Genomic DNA, 16,012 nt, shown 5'->3' with positions numbered 1-16,012 from the left:
GGAGGCCGTGGCGCCGGTCCGCGAGGCGGCGGCACCTTTTCCGCGGAGTGTGTCGATTCGCGGCGGCGCCGTTCGTAGCAACTGTGAGGTGGGAGATTCCCACCCCTGAGCGGGAGTGTCACCATGACGCGCTACATGTTGTCCGTCCACAGCACCGCCGGCGAGGGCCGGGCGCCGATGAGCGAGGAGGAGATGCGGCAGTCCCACCAGCGGCTCGGCGCCCTGGAACGGGAGATGGAGTCGGCCGGCGCCTGGGTCTTCTCCGGTCGCCTCCACGACCCCGACACGGCCACCGTGGTGCGGGTCAGCGGTGGTGAGGTACTGACCACCGACGGGCCCTTCGCGGAGTCGAAGGAGCATCTGGGCGGCTTCTACGTCGTCGAGGCCGAGGACCTCGACGCGGCGCTCGCCTGGGCGGCGAAGGTCACGGCCGCCATCCGGGTACCGATCGAGGTCCGCCCGTTCGCGGGGTTCGCGGACAAGCCCCAGCCCGCACCGGGGTCCTGATCTTGCCGGATGTCGACCGGGCCGGGACCGGGCGGATCTTCCGCGAGGAGTCCGGCCGGGTGCTGGCCACCCTGATCCGCGTCTTCGGCGACATCGACCTCGCCGAAGACGCGGTGCAGGACGCGTTCGCCGCCGCACTGCGCACCTGGCCCCGCGACGGCCTGCCGCCGAACCCGGGCGGATGGATCACCACGACCGCCCGCAACGCCGCCGTCGACCGCCTGCGCCGCGCCGCACGGGAGCGGGAACTGCTCGGCGAGGTGGCCGCGCTCTCGCCCGCCCCCGGCGATGTGGGCCCGCCGGAGGAGGGGGAACCCGTGCCGGACGACCGCCTGCGCCTCATCTTCACCTGCTGCCATCCGGCCCTGTCCGCCGAGGCGCAGGTCGCGCTCACCCTCCGGCTGCTCTGCGACATGTCCACCGCCGAGGTCGCCGACGCCTTCCTGGTGGCCGAGGCGACCATGGCGCAACGCCTGGTACGGGCCAAACGCAAGATCAAGGCGGCACGCATCCCCTACCGCGTACCGGAGGAGCACCAGCTGCCCGACCGGCTGCCCCCGGTGCTCGCCGTCGTCTACCTCGTCTACAACGCCGGACTGGCCGAGCCGCCCGGCGCCGCCGGGCGGGGCCTGTGTGCGGAGGCGGTCCGGCTGGCGCGGATGCTCGCGGACCTCATGCCGGACGAACCGGAGGTGACCGGACTGCTGGCCCTGCTGCTCCTGACCGAGTCCCGGCGCCCGTCGCGGACGGGACCCGACGGCTCCCTCGTCCTCCTCGCCGACCAGGACCGCAGCCGATGGGACCGGCGCATGATCGAGGAGGGGCAGGACCTCGTCCGCCGCTGCCTGCGCGGCGGCCGTCCCGGCCCCTACCAGCTCCAGGCCGCCGTCAGCGCCGTACACGCGGACGCCCCGACGGCAGCGCAGACCGACTGGCCGCAGATCGCCGCGCTGTACGACCACCTGCTCGCCGTCGCCCCCACGCCCGTGGTGGCCCTCAACCGAGCGGTCGCCGTCGGCGAGGTGCAGGGCCCCGCCGCCGCCCTCGCCCTGGTGGACGAGCTGGACCTGGACGCCTACTGCCCCTACCACGCCACCCGGGCGGATCTGCTGCGCCGGCTGGGCCGCGACGAGGAGGCGGCGGCCGCCTATGAGCGAGCGGCCGCCCTGGCGCCGACCGACGCCGAGCGGGACTTCCTCAGGCGCCGTGGCCGGACGGCACGTTGAGCGCGCCTGGGCCGCGCTGATGGCGGCGGGTGCCTGCGGGGCCGGGCGCAGCGGGGCCCCGGACCCGCGTCTCGGGCCTGCCGAGTGCCGAGGTGTCGCGCTACTTCGTCCGGGTGGAGGCCTCGTACGCCGCGACGACCTCCTTCGCCGGGCCGTCCATCCGCAGTGTCCCGGACTCCAGCCACAGCGCCCGGTCACAGCTGGTGGTGATCGCGGAGTTGCTGTGGCTGACCAGGAAGACCGTGCCCGCCTCCTCGCGCAGCTCGGCGATCCGCTGCCGGCTGCGCTGCTGGAACCCGGCGTCGCCGGTCGCCAGCGCCTCGTCGATCAGCAGGACGTCGTGGCTCTTGGCGGCGGCGATGGAGAAGCGCAGCCGGGCACCCATGCCGGAGGAGTACGTCCGCATGGGCAGCGAGATGAAGTCGCCCTTGTCGTTGATTCCGGAGAAGTCCACGATCTCCTCGTAGCGGTCGTGGATCTCGTCGCGGGTCATGCCCATCGCGAGGCCGCCGAGGATGACGTTGCGCTCGCCGGTCAGATCGCCCATCAGCGCCGCGTTGACCCCGAGCAGCGAGGGCTGGCCACGGGTGTAGATCGTGCCCCCGGCCGTCGGCAGCAGGCCGGCGATCGCCTTCAGCAGAGTGGACTTGCCCGAGCCGTTGGAGCCGATCAGCCCGATGGCCTCGCCCTGGTACGCGGCGAAACTGACGCCCCTGACCGCGTGGACCTCGCGGCCGCCGTCCCGGCCCGGACGGCGGGAGAGGATGCGGCTCAGCGCGGCGGTGGCGGCGCCACGGCCGGTCCTCGCGCCGTTGACCCGGTAGGTGATGTGGACGTCGTCCACCACCACGGTCGGGGTTCCTTCGGGCGGGGTTCCTTCGGCCGGGGTGTTCCCGGCGGTGGTCTTCCCGGCCGGGGTCGTGTCCGCCGGCCCCGCCGTCCGGTCGATCGCTGTCTCAGCCACGGCCGTACCGCTCCTCCGCCTTCCAGAAGTACACGAAGCCGCCCACTCCGAGGAGTACGGCCCAGCCGAGGGCGAGTGCCCAGACGTGCGGCGGCAACTGGGCCTTGGTGTAGCTGTCGATGAGCGCGTAGCGCACGAGGTCGATGTAGACGGCCACGGGGTTGCACCGCAGGGCCAGGACCACGGGCTCGGGCAGGTCCAGGTGCTTGAGCACCATCGGGATGCTCCACATCACGCCGGACACGTACATCCAGGTGCGCAGCAGGAAGGGCATCAGCTGCGCGATGTCGGGGGTGCGGGCGGCGAGCCGGGCGGCGGCCATCGCGATGCCGGTGCTGAAGACGGCCTGGAGCGCGAGGGCGGGCACGGCCAGCAGCCAGGAGGGCTTCGGGAACTCGCCGAAGCACATCAGGATGACGGCCAGGGCGCCCATGGAGAACATCAGTTGCTGGAGTTGCTGCAGGGCGAGCCCGATGGGGAGCACGGCGCGGGGGAAGTGCAGGGCCTGGACGAGGCCGATGTTGCCCGAGACGGCACGGGTGCCTGCGGTGATGGAGTTGGCCGTGAAGGTCCACACGAACACCCCCGTGACCAGGAACGGCACGAAGTCCGGGATGCGCCTCGCGGTGCCCAGGAGCACGCCGAAGACGAAGTAGTACACGGCCGCGTTGAGCAGCGGGGTCATCAGCTGCCAGACCTGGCCGAGCTTCGCCTGGCTGTACTGGGCGGTGAGGCGCGCGGTGGCGAAGGCGCCGATGAAGTGCCGCCGGGACCAGAGCTGGGCGATGTACGTGCCGAGCGGCGGCCGCGCACCGCTCACGGTCAGGCCGTGCCGGGCGGCGAGTTCGCCGAGGCTGGGGGAGTCCGTCGCCGGTGGTTTCGGCGGTCTGGTCGTGGGACTGCTCACGCTGGTCACTCGCTCGCCTTCGCCGAGGTCGGGGGGTGCGTCCGATACGGAAGCGCCAGGGGTGCGGGGTGCGGCCGAGACGCATGGGCCGGGCCGATGTGCCGACCTCGAACCGACGCGCAGGTGTCGGGCCGACGCGCGCACCGCGGGCCGGCGCACACATGTGGGGCCGATACGTATGCGTTGGGACGGGCCCGTATCGTCGCTACGCCGAGACTAGGGCGGTCCACGTCGCAACGCAACCGTCTCGTCGTCACGGGTATGCTCCTGGCCATGACCACGGACCCCCGCACCCGACGCGCCCCCGCGGGAGCCGCAGTGCTCCGGGAGGACGTGACCGAGGCGATCCGCTCCGCCGTCTTCGAGGAACTCGCCGCGGTCGGCTTCGCCCGTATGTCGATCGAGGGCATCGCCCGGCGGGCGGGAGTCGGCAAGACCGCCGTCTACCGGCGCTGGAAGTCCAAGCTCTCCCTCGTCCTCGACCTGGTCTCGGCCGTCGCCGCCCAGGGCCTTCCCGCACCGGCCACCGGCTCGCTGTACGGGGACGTCCGCGCACTCCTCGAAGTGGCCTCGCACGCGCTGCGCCACCCCGTGGCCTCGCAGGTCATCCCCGATCTGCTGGTCGAGGCCGCCCGCAACCCGGAGATCGCGGACACGATCAGGGCCGCGCTGCTCGACGGCCGGCAGGGAGTCGCGGCGCTCGTCGTCCGGGACGCCGTGGCGCGGGGAGAGCTTCCGGAGACGGCCGACCCGGACCGCGCCGTGGACCTGATCCTCGGCCCGCTGTACTGGCGGCTGGTGGTCGTGCGCGGCGACCTGCCCGAGGGGTATCTGGACGATCTCGCCGCATCGGTGGTCGCGGCGCTCACCCGCGGCTGACACGCGGGGCCGGTGCCCTGGCCGGTGCTCGCCCGCGGCTGACACGCGGGGCCGGCGCGCACCTGCGGCTGACACGCGGGGCCGGTGCCCGGCCATGACCGGCCCGCCGGCGTCGGTCCGCGCCCGCCGGCGTCGGTCCGCGCCCGCCGCGCGCCCGAGTCGCGCCCGAGTCGCGCTCCGCCGGGTGGGTGATCGGCTGCTCGGCGCGTAGCTCCCCCGGTGACCGGGTCGTTGCTGTGGCGGGCGGGCGCGGAGGTGCCCGCGGGTGTGGAGGTCGCCATGAGCTCGTCGAGCACGGCCGGGATCCCGGCCGTCCCCGGGGATCCGGACGGTACGAAGGCACTCGCCGGTGCGGAGGCACTTGCCGGTACGAAGGCACCCGCCGGTGCGGAGGCGCCCGACGTCACCGTCGTGGTCGCGGTCCGCGAGGACGGCCGGCCGCGTCTCGGCCGCTGCCTGGCCTCCCTCGCGGGCCAGACCATCGGCGCGGCCCGGATCGAGGTGCTGGTCACGGGCGGGCCGCCGCAGTCGCCGCCGGACGGTGCAGGCCCGGCGCCGTCGCACGCGCCGCACGCCCCGCCGCACGACCAGCCGTGGGCCTCGTCCGGTGCCGCCCGGTCGCCGTCGCCTGCCGACCTGGGTGCGGTCGGGCGCACCGACACCGCCAACCAGGCACTCGAACGTGTCCGCGGCCGCTATCTGTTCTTCCTCGACGCGGCCGACCTCCTCGGCCGGGAAGCCCTCGCCCGGCTGGTCCACGCGGCCGACAGCAAGGGCCACGACGTCGTCTACGCCAAGACCGCGGCCTCGGGGGCCGCCGTCTTCGCCCGTACCCGCCATCGCGTCCCCCTCGGCGAGCCCGGGCTGGCCTGGGAGCTGTCCGCCGCCAAGCTGTTCCGCCGCGAGCCGCTGCTGCGTCACGGTCTGCGATTCGCCGAGGACGTGCCGGTCGGCCTCGCCGAGCAGGCCTTCACCCTCGAAGCGCTCTTCCGGGCGCGCCGCGTCGCCGTGCTGGCCGACTACGACTACCGCTTCGCCGGGGGCGCGGCGACGGGCCCGGTCCGCCGTTCCGGTCCCGAGGCGCGGAACTCCCCGGCGGCCCTGGCGGCTGCCGCGGCGGAGCCCGGCGGCCTGGAGGGCCTGCTGAGGGGGACGGCCGCGGCGATGGCCGTCACCGCCCGGTTCACCGGGCCCGGCCCGCTCGGCGACGGCTTCCGTCTGCGGCACTTCGCCCACGAGTGCGACGTGCTGACCGGCCCCGCCTTCCTCAAGGCGCCGGAACCGGAACGCCGCCGGGTGTTCGCCGGTGTCCGGCGGCTGGTCGCGGACCATCTCGGGGACGCCGTACTCGCCGGGCTGCGGCCAGGGCTCAGGCTCCGGTTCTCCTATGTGCGCGCCGGTGACCAGGCCGGGCTGGTCTCGGTGCTCCGGTACGAGGCCGGGCACGGGGCCCCGCCGCTGCGCACCGATCTCGTCTCCGCGGACTGGCGGCGCACCGGAGCCGCCCGCCGCACCCTGGTCGTCACCGCCCGTACCCCGCTGCCGCACCTCGGGGCCCTCGGCACCGGGCCGGTGCGGCTCACCGGCTGCCCGGAGGCGGGCCGCGTGCTGCTGCGGCCCGCATCCGGAGGGGCCGGTACGGAGATCGAGGTGCGGATCCCCGCCGAGGCGTTCCCGGCGGGCCGCACCCGGATCGGGCTGAGCACGGCGCTCCTCGGCACCGAGCACACCGCCGCCGTGGCGCCCGGAACCGCGCCCCGGCAGGCCCATGCCCTGCGGGGGCTGCGACCGTACCGGCTGGACGTGAGCCCCGACGGCGGCGACGGTCTGGTCGTGGCCGTCCTGCCGGTCGGACTACCGGTCGGACTGCCGGTCGGGCTCCGCCGCACGGAGCGTGCCTGAGGGCCGCGGCGGGCTCGGCCCGCTCGCGGCGTACGGGACGCCTTTCGTTGTCCGGGCGCGGCGTACGGCATCGCCGTCCGGGCGCGGCGTACGGGACGCACCCTCGCCGCCTCTGCCGGGGCGACCGCCGCCTCGCCCGGGAGCGACTTCGGGCGCGCGGCCCTATGCGGACCGGCGGAACGCCCGTACCAGTGCGCGGGTCAGCAGCGGCGGCAGCAGATCGCGGACGACCCCGCGCAGCCGCGGCGGGCCGCCTCGGCGGGCCGGGGGAGCGGCAGCCGGGCTGGTCGCGGGTACGGGCGACGGCCGGTCCGCCTGCCCGTCGGCGGCCGGTCGCGCCCGGTGGCGGGAACGCGGATGCGCCGGCGCCTGGGCCCTGCGGCCGTCGATGCGGACCAGTGGCGCGCCGGCGACCTCCTCCACCCCGTGCCAGAGGTCCGTACGGGTCCCCAACCAGCCGAGCAGTTCTCCGCGGAGCTGCCCGGCGTCCCCCCAGGTGCCGTACAGCTTGGTCCCGGTGATGCAGAGCGGCCTCAGCCCGGCGGTCGCCACCGCCCCCCATACGGCGGCCGCGACTCCGGGGCAGTGCTCGGCGCGGAAGTCGTCGAAGACGACGACGCCCTCGGGTGTGAGGAGCCGCTCGGCGGCCCGGATGTCGCCGTGCACGTGCTCGTACAGGTGCGACGCGTCGATGTGGACGAAGCGGCAGCTGGCCGGGCGCACCCTTGAGGTGATCACCGAGGTGGGTGCCTGGACGAGGCTCGGCAGCTCGTCGTGGAAGGACAGGTAGTTGGCCTCGAACGCCCGGCGGGTGAGTGTGGCGTACGAGCGGTCCATCTCGGCGCTGTTGGAGGAGTCCGGCGCGGGCGAGTCCCAGAGGTCGCAGACCGTGAACTCCTCGCCGGGGCGCAGGTAGGAGCCCAGGAAGATCGCGCTCTTGCCCAGGTAGGCACCGAGTTCCAGCAGATCGCCCGCGTGCTCCCGGTCCTGCTGGTGGGTCAGGAACCAGTCGAACAGAAGCTGGTCGACGGGCCGGAACCACCCCTTCACATCATCGAGCCGGGTGGGCCGGGGCAGATCGTCCCCCACCGGTGTCGCGGACCGGTCGGGGAACTGCACCTGTGCGCTCGTCTGTGACATGGATGTCTTCTCTCCCGGAACGACGAAGGCTGCCACCCCGGTCCTAGTGGCCGAAGGTGTCGGGGCGTTTGCGCGCAGGTGTGGAGCGGATGTGGTGCGGGCGGCCCGTGCGGGAGGGCCCTTGCGGGAGGGCCCGTACATCCGGTCGACGCCCCGACCGGATGTACGGGCCCTGCTCGCGGGCGAGCCCGGTACGCGTCTTCTGCCCGGCTTGGGTGCGGTCACTTCACCGCGCCCGCCATCACCCCCGCGACGAACTGGCGCTGGAAGGCGAAGAACACCGCGAGCGGAACGAGCATGGACACGAACGCCCCCGGTGCCAGGACGTCGATGTTGTTGCCGAACTGCCGCACCTGCTGCTGGAGGGCCACCGTGATCGGCGGCGACTTGGAGTCCGCGAAGATCAGCGCGACCAGCATGTCGTTCCACACCCAGAGGAACTGGAAGATGCCGAGAGAGGCGATCGCCGGCCCGCCGAGCGGCAGGACGACCCGGGTGAACAGCCGGATCTCACCGGCGCCGTCCAGCCGCGCCGCCTCCAGCAGCTCCCTCGGGATCTCCGCGAAGAAGTTCCTCAGCAGGAAGATCGCGAACGGCAGCCCGAAGGCGACGTGGAAGAGCACCACACCCGTCGTCGTCTCGAAGATGCCGATCGTGCCGAACAGCTTCGACACGGGGACGAGCGCCACCTGCACGGGGACGACGAGCAGCCCGACCACGGCCAGGAACCACCAGTCGCGGCCGGGGAACTCCATCCAGGCGAACGCGTATCCGGCGAGCGACCCGATCACCACGACCAGCACCGTCGCGGGCACGGTGATCGTGACGGTGGACAGCAGCGAGCCGGTGATGGTCTCGTTCTGCAGCAGCCGCGCGTAGTTCTCGGTGGTGAGCTGCGCCGGTGCCGTGAACACCCGCCACCAGCCGCTGGTGTTGATGTCGGTGGGCGAACGCAGTGAGGAGAGCAGCAGCCCCACGGTCGGCATCAGCCAGAACAGCCCCACCAGGACGAGGACGATCCGCAGCACCCCGCCCCCCGTGCGGGCGGCGATCCGGGAGGCGAGTGACGGTCTCGCCCGGACGGTGCCGGCTCCGCTCGCGGGGCCGCCGGGCCCGCCGGGCCTGTCGGTGCGGCCGGTGCCGTCGGTGCTCATCGGCGCGTCTCCCTTCGGATCCGGCGGATGTTGAAGGCCATCACCGGGATCACCAGCAGCAGGAGCAGTACGGCGATGGCGCTGCCGACGCCCAGGTGCGCGTCCGTTCCGAACGATGAGCGGTACAACTGGAGCGCCAGTACGTTGGCGTCGTCCTGGGCCGAGCCGGGCGCGATGATGAACACCAGGTCGAAGATCTTCAGCACGTTGATCATCAGGGTGACGAGAACGACCGCCAGGACCGGTGCGAGCAGCGGGACGGTCACCCTCCGGAAGACCTGCCACTCGTTGGCGCCGTCCACCCGTGCCGCCTCCAGGAGTTCACGCGGCACCGCCGCCAGCCCCGCGGCGATCAGCACCATGGCGAAGCCCGCCCACATCCAGAGGTAGCTGCCGATGATGGCCGGGGTGACGAGGGACGGGCCCAGCCAGTCCACGCCGTGGTACGGCTCCCGGAAGTTGCTCGCGGGGAGCCGGACGAACGCCCCGTCCGCCTCCTTCGGCAGCGCGAACGTGCCGTCGGCCGCCGCGGTGGTGGTGGCGACGACCCGGCCGTCCCGGACCGCCTCGATCACCATGCCCTTCAGACCCGGTTCTCCGGTGTCGACGGCGTTCACCGTCCCGCCGCCGCCCCGGGTGAAGTCGAGCCAGGCGGTCCCGGTGATCCGGCCGTCGTCCGCGGCCGGTGCCGGCCGCGCCGGCAGGGCACCGGACGGCATCCCGCCGGCGGGGACCCCGACCAGCGGCAGTTCGACCGGACTGCCGGCGCGTACCGGCCGCTCGGTGACGAACGCCCCGCCGCCGGCCGGCTTCAGCTCATGGCCCGGTCTCGGCCGGGCCTTGGGGAAGGTCGCCGACTCGGCGAAGGTGTCGTGCACGCCGACCCAGACCGCGTTGGCGACTCCGCGCTCCGGGTCCTGCTCGTACACCAGCCGGAAGATGATGCCCGCGGCCAGCATCGAGATCGCCATCGGCATGAAGACGACCAGCTTGAACGCCGTGCCCCAGCGGACCCGCTCGGTCAGCACCGCGAACATCAGGCCGAGGGCGGTCGCCACGGTCGGTGCCACGACGACCCAGATCGCGTTGTTCCGGACGGCGGTGAGGATGGTGTCGTCGGTGAAGATCTCCACATAGTTGCCGAGACCGGCGAAGGACTCGCCGGAGCGGTCGAGGAAGGACCGGTACACCGAGTACCCGATCGGGTAGACCACGAGCGCGCCGAGCAGCACCAGCGCGGGCAGCAGGAAGCCGGCCGCGGCGAGACCCCGGGTGCCGGTCACGCTTCTGCGCACAACGCCCCCGGTGGCGGAGGGTGCCGTGCCCTCCGCCTTTCCGGCGGACGTCTCGGGGGACGTCATCGCGGCGTCAGTTCTGGTACGCCTTGGCCGCGTCGGCCTCCAGCCGCGCCTGGGTGCCGGCGACGTCCTTCGGGTTCTTGAGGAAGTCCTGGAGGGCCTTCCACTCGCCCTTGCCGGGCGTCCCGCCGAACGACTGAGGCATCTGGTCCGACATGTCGAAGCGGAAGTCGTCGCCCGCCGCGATGAGCGCCTCGGCGATGCCCCGCTGCACGTCGTCGGGGTACGCGGCGGTGTCCAGCGCCTTGTTCGGCGAGATGAAGCCGCCGGACCCGGCCCAGATCCGCGCCGCGTCGGGGGAGGCCAGGAACGTCAGCAGCGCCTGCGCGCCCTCGGTGTCCTTCAGGGCCACCGCCGCGTCGCCGCCCGTCACCACCGGAGGCCGGCCGCCGCCGACCGCCGGGAACGGGAAGACCCTGGCGTCGGTGCCGATCTTCGCGTCGGTCTGCGCGATGTTGACGGTCACGAAGTCGCCCTCGAACACCATCGCGCCCTTGGGCTGGTCGCCGCCGGTGAAGGTCTGGGTGACCGACGTCGGGAACTCCGTCTGCAGCGCGCCGTCCGCCCCGCCCGCGATCAGCTGCGGCCTGCCGAACAGCTCGCCGAGCGTGGTCAGGGCCCGTGTGACGGACGGGTCGGTCCACTTGATCTCGTGCTTGGCGAGTCGGTCGTACTGCTCCGGGCCGGCCTGCGAGAGGTAGACGTTCTCGAACCAGTCGGTGAGCGTCCAGCCGTCCGCACCGCCGACCGACACCGGGGTGACACCGGACGCGTAGATCGTCTCGGCCGTTGTCAGGAAGTCCTTCCAGGTCTTCGGCACGGAGGCGCCGGCGTTCTCGAAGACCGCGTTGTTGTACCAGACCAGCGACTTGTTGGCGGCCTTGAAGTACACGCCGTACGGAGTGCCGTCCACCGAACCGAGGTCCTGCCAGCCCTTGGTGTAGTTCTCGGCCAGCTCGGCCCTGACCTCGGGTCCGAGGGGCTTGGCCCACTTCTGGTCCACCGCCTGCTTGACGGCGCCGACCTGGGGGAGCATCGCGACGTCCGGCGGGCTGCCGCCGGCGATCTTCGTGCCGAGGAAGTTCACGATCGGGTCCTGCGCGGGCACGAAGGTGACCGACGCCCCGGTGCGCTTCTCGAACTCCTTGAGGACCTTGGTGAAGTTCTCCTGTTCCGGCCCCGTCCAGACCGCCGCCACCTGGACCTTCTGTCCGTCCAGTCTCGGCAGTTCGACCGTCGCCGGGGCATCGGATCCCCTGGTCGCGTCCGCCGCGCCCCCGTCGCCGTCCTTGCCGTCACCGCCGCAGCCGGCCAGGGCGAGTGCGCCCAGCGCGGCCAGGGCCACCACGGCGGAGCCGCGCGTCGTCCGAGACCTCCGAGTGCGCTGAGTCCTCTGGGCCGTCCCAGCCGCTGGAGCCGCTGGAGCCGGTGGAGCTTCCTGAGCCGTCTGAGTCCTCTGTGCCGTCCGAACCGTCCGCGTCGTCCGAGCTCTGCGAGTTGTGCGCATCACTGCCCCGTCTCTCGCGCGCCTGCGAAGGGGCGCAGCTATGACGCAGGCCACGCCCGATCCGTCCGTGCGCTCAGGTCTACGCCCGGGGGACGGATGGGGCAATACCGCCTCCGCTGCCAACCGGGTGATCGTGATGGGCTCGTGACGTGCTGTCACTCTCCACCCGCGGCTCCCGTACGGCGGGCTGCCGCGACCACCGGCGTCAGGGGCGGGCGGGGGCCAGCGGGGGGACCGGTGCGGCGTCGACGGAGCGGGCGGCACGGTCCAGGGCGCTGGCGAGCAGAGCCAGATCCGTGGGCCCGTTGCCCAGTTCGCGCACGGGCCGGCGGGCGGGCGGGTCGCCCATCCGCTCCCACTCGAGTTCCACGACCGTGGGACGCAGGGTCGCCGTCCTCGGGATACGGCCGGTCACCCGGCCGCCCTGGAACGGCGTCACGCTCCCGTCCGGACGGCCGAGCCTGCCGCGCCCGGGCGCCGGATCCCCCGGGCCGGGCGCCACGGGCGGCGCGTCCAGCACCACTCTCAGCCGGGTGCCGCCGGCCAGTTCGGTGTCCGCGGTGCGGTCCGGGCGGGCCGACGTCGCCACCAGGTGGACGCCGAGTCGCCGCCCGTCCCTGGCCACCGCCTCCAGCGCCCTGACGACGGAGCCCGCCGCGGGGCGGCCCGGACTGCCGAGCGCCGGGGCGACCAGGGCGTCGTAGTCGTCGACGAGCACCACGAGCCGGGGCAGCGGCCCGGGCCTCCCCGCCGCCTCCGTCGCGCCGCTCGTGTCCGTCCTCGTACGCCCGCCCGCCGGGCGGAGCCGGAGCGTGCCGCTGGGCGGCGACTCCAGATCGCCGCGCCCCTCCGCCCGGACCTCGCTCCTCGTCTCAGCCCTCGTGTCCGCCCTGTCCTCCGCCCGGGCTTCGGCGGCGCTGGGCGGGCGCTGGCCGATCAGCCGCTCGGAGACCTCCCGGCGCGTGTGCCACTCCTCGAACGCCTCCCCGCCCAGCAGCTCCGCCCGCCGCTTGAGCTCCGCGCCGAGCGCCTGGGCGAACGCACGCATCCGCAGCGGATCGGAGGCGACCAGAAGCTCGGTGACGTGGGGGAGTTCGGTCAGTGCCGTCAGGCCCTCACCGCGCTCGCCGCCCGCGCCGTCCACGACCAGCAGTCCCAGCCGGTCCGGCCGGCCGCCGGCCGCCAGCGAGGCCGCGATCGCGCGGAGCAGTTCCGTACGGCCGCTGCCCGCGGGGCCCTCGATGAGCAGATGCGGGTCCTCCGAGGTGAGGTCGACGGCGACCGGTCCCGCGGGCCCGGCGCCCAGCACGGCCGTGCCGGGAGCGGCGGACGCCCAGCGGGCCATCAGCGACGCCGGGGTGGCGCGGGCGAGGCCCAGTTCGTCCAGCAGCCGCGCCGACCGCGGCAGCGGGGCCGCCACCCCCCGGCCGTGAGCCGGGGCGTCCCCGTCGGCCCGCAGCGGCGCCAGGGCACGGCCGAACCGCTCGGCCCACGCCGCCGACACCCCGTCCACCGCCGCGACCGTGCCGTGGCCCGCCGGGTGTCCCGCGGCCGTACGCAGCAGCCGCAGCGCCGTGGCCACATCGCCGCTGAGCAGTCCGACGGCGCCGCACTCCCGGAATGCCGGTGACGCCGCACAGGCCTCCTCGTACGTCGCCGCCACCGGGGAGAGCGGGGAGGCGGGCGGGGTCTCGGCAAGGCAGACGAGATGGATACCGGCGGCCGCCCCGCCTCCCGCGAGGCGCGCCGTGGTCTCCCGCAGTGCGGCGGATCCGGGGTCGCCGTCGAGGACCACGAGCGTGCGCGGCCCCGTGTGGCGCGCCGCGGCCTGCTCGACCGCGCGGCGCTCCGCGCTCGGCCAGCCGGGGCCTAGCGGCCCGTCGTCCAGCCGCCGGGTCAGCTCCGCGGTCCTGGCCGCGGCCTGGTCGCGGTCGTAGGCGAGGAGCAGCCGGCAGTCCTGGCCGTGCGCCGGCCGCAGATGCGGCAGCCAGCCGAGCCAGCCCCACGCCTCCTTGCGCTCCTCCAGCGGTCTGACCCGGTCGGTGCTGATCAGCACGATCTCCAGGTCCGCCGGCGAGTGGAGCGCGGCGGCCTGGGCGACGACGGAGCGGGCCAGTCCCATGAGCCGGTCGCGTGGCCCGGCCAGCCCGAGGGATCCCGACTCCCGAAGGCCCACGGTGACGGGAACGGCGGGGGTGTCCGCGCGGTCGGCCGTGCCGAGGCGGACGACGAGGGATTCGGGGTGGCGGGCGTCACGCTCCCACAGCCGCGGTCCCGGGCCGAGGGCGGTGAGCAGCACGGCGGCGGGGTCGGGCCAGGTCTCGGCGGTGCGCTCCGGGGCGGCGGGCAGGCTCGCGCCGTCCGCCTCCCGCGGGCCGGACTCGTCGCGGCCCCCGGTGAGACGCCGGGCCCAGGCGCCTATCCCGCGCCTGCGCCGCCCGCCGCGCCCGGCGTCCGGTCCCGCCGGGCCGCCCCCGGCGACCCCGAGGCCGTCCGCCACTCCCGTGGCGTGCGTGGTCGCGCCGGATGCGGGTGCACGGCCGGGCTCGTCGCCGTACGGAGCCCTGGCGCCCGGCGCGGCGGCGGAGTCGGCTGCGTCGTGCCCGTGGTGCCCCTGGTGCTCGACGTGTCTGCCGTGCCCCTGGTGTCCGTCGTGCCTGTGGGGCTCGCCGTACTCGTGGTGCTCGTAGTGCTCGCCGTGTCCGCGGTGCCTGTCTTGTCCCTGGTGCCCGTCGTGCCCCTGGTGTCCGTCGTGCCGCACCGGGTCCGCACCGTGGTCCCCGCCGTACGGGACGCCCGCGAGGCGACCGCTCGCGGTGGAAGCGCCCTGGCCTGTGCGCCCGGGGCCGCTTCCCCGGGAGGTGGAGGAGCCGCCCGGAGGGTGGTGGCCGGGCTGGGCGGCCCGGTCCGCGCCCGCCGGACGCCCCGCGGTGTCCGCCCGGTCCGCGCCCGGGCCCGCCGGACGCCCTCCGGCCGTGCCGGCCGACGCGGGGCCGTGGTCGCCCCGCACCCCGGCCGCGGGCCCCGGGCCCCACGTGTCCGCACGCCCGTGGGCCGGGCCGCCGTCGCCTCGGAGCGAGGTCGCTGGGGAGGCCGGTGGGAAGGCCGCCCCGAAGGCCGCCTGGCGCTCGATCGCCTCCCGCTCGGCCGCCGCACGCTCGCGGGCCCAGGACGGGACCCTGCCCGGGCGGTCGCCCGCGGGCACGGGACCCGGTACGGGGCGGCGCACCCGCAGATGCCCCTCGCCGTCCGGAGCGATCAGCGGACGGCCGTCGTGAGCGGAGGAAGCCGGTGACGGGACACCGGGAGCCGACGGGCCGGTACCGGAACCCCGGGCCGGTGGAACGGCGGAGGCCTGGGCCGGTAGGGAAGCGGAACCCCGGGCCGGCGGAACGGCGGAGCCCGGATCCGAGGGGAAGGCGGAGCCCGGATCCGGCGGGAAGACGGAACCCGGCGAGGCCGCCAGCCGGAGCGTGGACTCGCCGATGCGCAGCAGCGCGCCCGGTCCCAGCCGGACCGGCCGCCGGCCGACCTCCGCGCCGTCCAGCGTCGTGCCGTTCGTGGAGCCGAGGTCCGCGACCGTGACCCCGCCGTCCTCGGCGACCGTGATCTCGCAGTGCAGCCGTGAGACGTCCGGGTCGTCCAGCGGTACGTCAGCCTCCGCCGCGCGCCCGATCCGGATACGGCCCTCGTGCAGCAGATGGACCCCGCCCGCGTCCGGGCCCGCGACCACATGGAGCTGCGTCCGCTCCGCCGCCCCCTCGTGGTCCGCCGCCTCGTCCTCGCCCGGCGTCTGCAGCGACAGCACCGCCCCGTCGACGAGCGGCGGCTCGCCCAGTGCGCACCGCTGGGCGTCGAGCCGCTCCCGGCCCGCGTAGAGCACGACCGTCCCGGACGCCGGGGTCTCCGGCCCCGAGGCGGCCGCGGCCAGCGCCGAGGCGACCGCCGCCAGCGCCGTACCCGCGGGGGCGGTGACGAGCACGTCGCACGCGCGCGTGGCGCCCTGCGAGGACTGGCCGCTGCGCGGCGCGAGGACGGTCAGCCGGATCTGCATCGCCGTCAGCGGTCCCTTCTGCGCGGGGTGCCCGGCAGGGGAGCCGCCCTGTGATTCCCCCCACCCGGCAGGTCGGCACGGCCGGGGGGCTCTCCCGGCCCCACGGCTCCGTGCTGGAGGCATCCTCGCATCCGTCACGGACATCGCGCCCGGGGCCCGGCTTCAAGTGATCTTGATTGGTCGCCTCTGGGCCCAAAAGTGCCTGGTTGGGATCGTCTCTGCCGCTCGGTGCACGGCCGTTCGGCAACCGGCGGGGCGTTCCGGGCGTCTTAGTCGGCGATCCTCCGATCACTTCGGTGACCCGATCGGCGGCACTACAGTGGGTCGGACACCCGGACGGAGCCGACCATGGACCGGGGAGACGGAACCACCAGGAACGACGTTGCACCGACGTTCCGACGACGATCAGCAGGG

At 74.6% G+C, this 16,012-nt stretch carries 11 protein-coding genes; 4 read left to right on the top strand and 7 right to left on the bottom strand.

The window, feature by feature from the left end; translation table 11 throughout:
- Positions 1–123 precede the first annotated feature (123 nt).
- On the top strand, positions 124–507 hold the full coding sequence (locus tag DDW44_RS10015; protein WP_108906201.1) for a YciI family protein: 384 nt from the start codon (positions 124–126) through the stop codon (positions 505–507).
- A gap of 2 nt (positions 508–509) precedes the next feature.
- A complete protein-coding gene (locus tag DDW44_RS10010) occupies positions 510–1,733 on the top strand; it encodes an RNA polymerase sigma factor (RefSeq protein ID WP_108906200.1) in 1,224 nt (407 codons plus the stop codon).
- 100 nt (positions 1,734–1,833) lie between these two features.
- On the opposite strand, the gene DDW44_RS10005 is transcribed toward DDW44_RS10010, so the two are convergent.
- The gene (locus DDW44_RS10005) at positions 1,834–2,583 is read right to left on the bottom strand and encodes an ABC transporter ATP-binding protein (protein WP_108908787.1); all 750 of its coding nucleotides are present in this window, start codon (positions 2,581–2,583) and stop codon (positions 1,834–1,836) included.
- A gap of 106 nt (positions 2,584–2,689) precedes the next feature.
- Complete coding sequence (locus DDW44_RS10000; protein WP_108908788.1) at positions 2,690–3,604, bottom strand: ABC transporter permease; 915 nt, start codon at positions 3,602–3,604, stop codon at positions 2,690–2,692.
- A gap of 273 nt (positions 3,605–3,877) precedes the next feature.
- On the opposite strand from DDW44_RS10000, the gene DDW44_RS09995 reads away from it, so the two are divergent.
- Both DDW44_RS09995 and DDW44_RS09990 read left to right on the top strand, forming a co-directional pair.
- A complete protein-coding gene (locus tag DDW44_RS09995; RefSeq protein ID WP_244223995.1) occupies positions 3,878–4,483 on the top strand; it encodes a TetR/AcrR family transcriptional regulator in 606 nt (201 codons plus the stop codon).
- A gap of 279 nt (positions 4,484–4,762) precedes the next feature.
- Positions 4,763–6,385: a glycosyltransferase family 2 protein gene (locus tag DDW44_RS09990; RefSeq protein ID WP_244223994.1), complete on the top strand. Its 1,623-nt coding sequence runs from the start codon at positions 4,763–4,765 to the stop codon at positions 6,383–6,385.
- 162 nt (positions 6,386–6,547) lie between these two features.
- Here the strand turns inward: DDW44_RS09990 and DDW44_RS09985 are convergent, their stop codons facing one another.
- From DDW44_RS09985 to DDW44_RS09965, 5 genes are all read right to left on the bottom strand, one after another.
- Positions 6,548–7,525, bottom strand: a complete 978-nt coding sequence (locus DDW44_RS09985) for a class I SAM-dependent methyltransferase (RefSeq protein WP_212766360.1) — start codon at positions 7,523–7,525, stop codon at positions 6,548–6,550.
- A gap of 221 nt (positions 7,526–7,746) precedes the next feature.
- Entirely contained in the window at positions 7,747–8,679 is a 933-nt protein-coding gene (locus DDW44_RS09980; protein ID WP_108906198.1) for a carbohydrate ABC transporter permease, read from the bottom strand.
- Positions 8,676–10,040, bottom strand: coding sequence for a carbohydrate ABC transporter permease (locus DDW44_RS09975; protein ID WP_108906197.1), 1,365 nt, complete (start codon positions 10,038–10,040; stop codon positions 8,676–8,678). Before DDW44_RS09975 ends, DDW44_RS09980 begins: the two co-directional genes overlap by 4 nt.
- A 7-nt stretch (positions 10,041–10,047) precedes the next feature.
- Entirely contained in the window at positions 10,048–11,385 is a 1,338-nt protein-coding gene (locus DDW44_RS09970; RefSeq protein ID WP_108906196.1) for an ABC transporter substrate-binding protein, read from the bottom strand.
- A 364-nt stretch (positions 11,386–11,749) separates the two neighbouring features.
- A complete protein-coding gene (locus tag DDW44_RS09965) occupies positions 11,750–15,598 on the bottom strand; it encodes an FHA domain-containing protein (RefSeq protein WP_108906195.1) in 3,849 nt (1,282 codons plus the stop codon).
- Between the last annotated feature and the right edge of the window lie 414 nt (positions 15,599–16,012).

It is taken from the genome of Streptomyces tirandamycinicus, assembly GCF_003097515.1.
Classification (GTDB): Bacteria; Actinomycetota; Actinomycetes; order Streptomycetales; family Streptomycetaceae; genus Streptomyces; species Streptomyces tirandamycinicus.
This window is presented reverse-complemented; position numbering and strand designations above follow the sequence as displayed.

Coding starts and splice junctions, on each gene's coding strand:
- DDW44_RS09995 (WP_244223995.1), top strand. CDS start 3,878: ATGACCACGGACCCCCGCACCCGACGCGCCCCCGCGGGAGCCGCAGTG.
- DDW44_RS09980 (WP_108906198.1), bottom strand. CDS start 8,679: ATGAGCACCGACGGCACCGGCCGCACCGACAGGCCCGGCGGGCCCGGC.
- DDW44_RS09965 (WP_108906195.1), bottom strand. CDS start 15,598: ATGCAGATCCGGCTGACCGTCCTCGCGCCGCGCAGCGGCCAGTCCTCG.
- DDW44_RS09985 (WP_212766360.1), bottom strand. CDS start 7,525: ATGTCACAGACGAGCGCACAGGTGCAGTTCCCCGACCGGTCCGCGACA.
- DDW44_RS09990 (WP_244223994.1), top strand. CDS start 4,763: ATGAGCTCGTCGAGCACGGCCGGGATCCCGGCCGTCCCCGGGGATCCG.
- DDW44_RS10015 (WP_108906201.1), top strand. CDS start 124: ATGACGCGCTACATGTTGTCCGTCCACAGCACCGCCGGCGAGGGCCGG.
- DDW44_RS09975 (WP_108906197.1), bottom strand. CDS start 10,040: ATGACGTCCCCCGAGACGTCCGCCGGAAAGGCGGAGGGCACGGCACCC.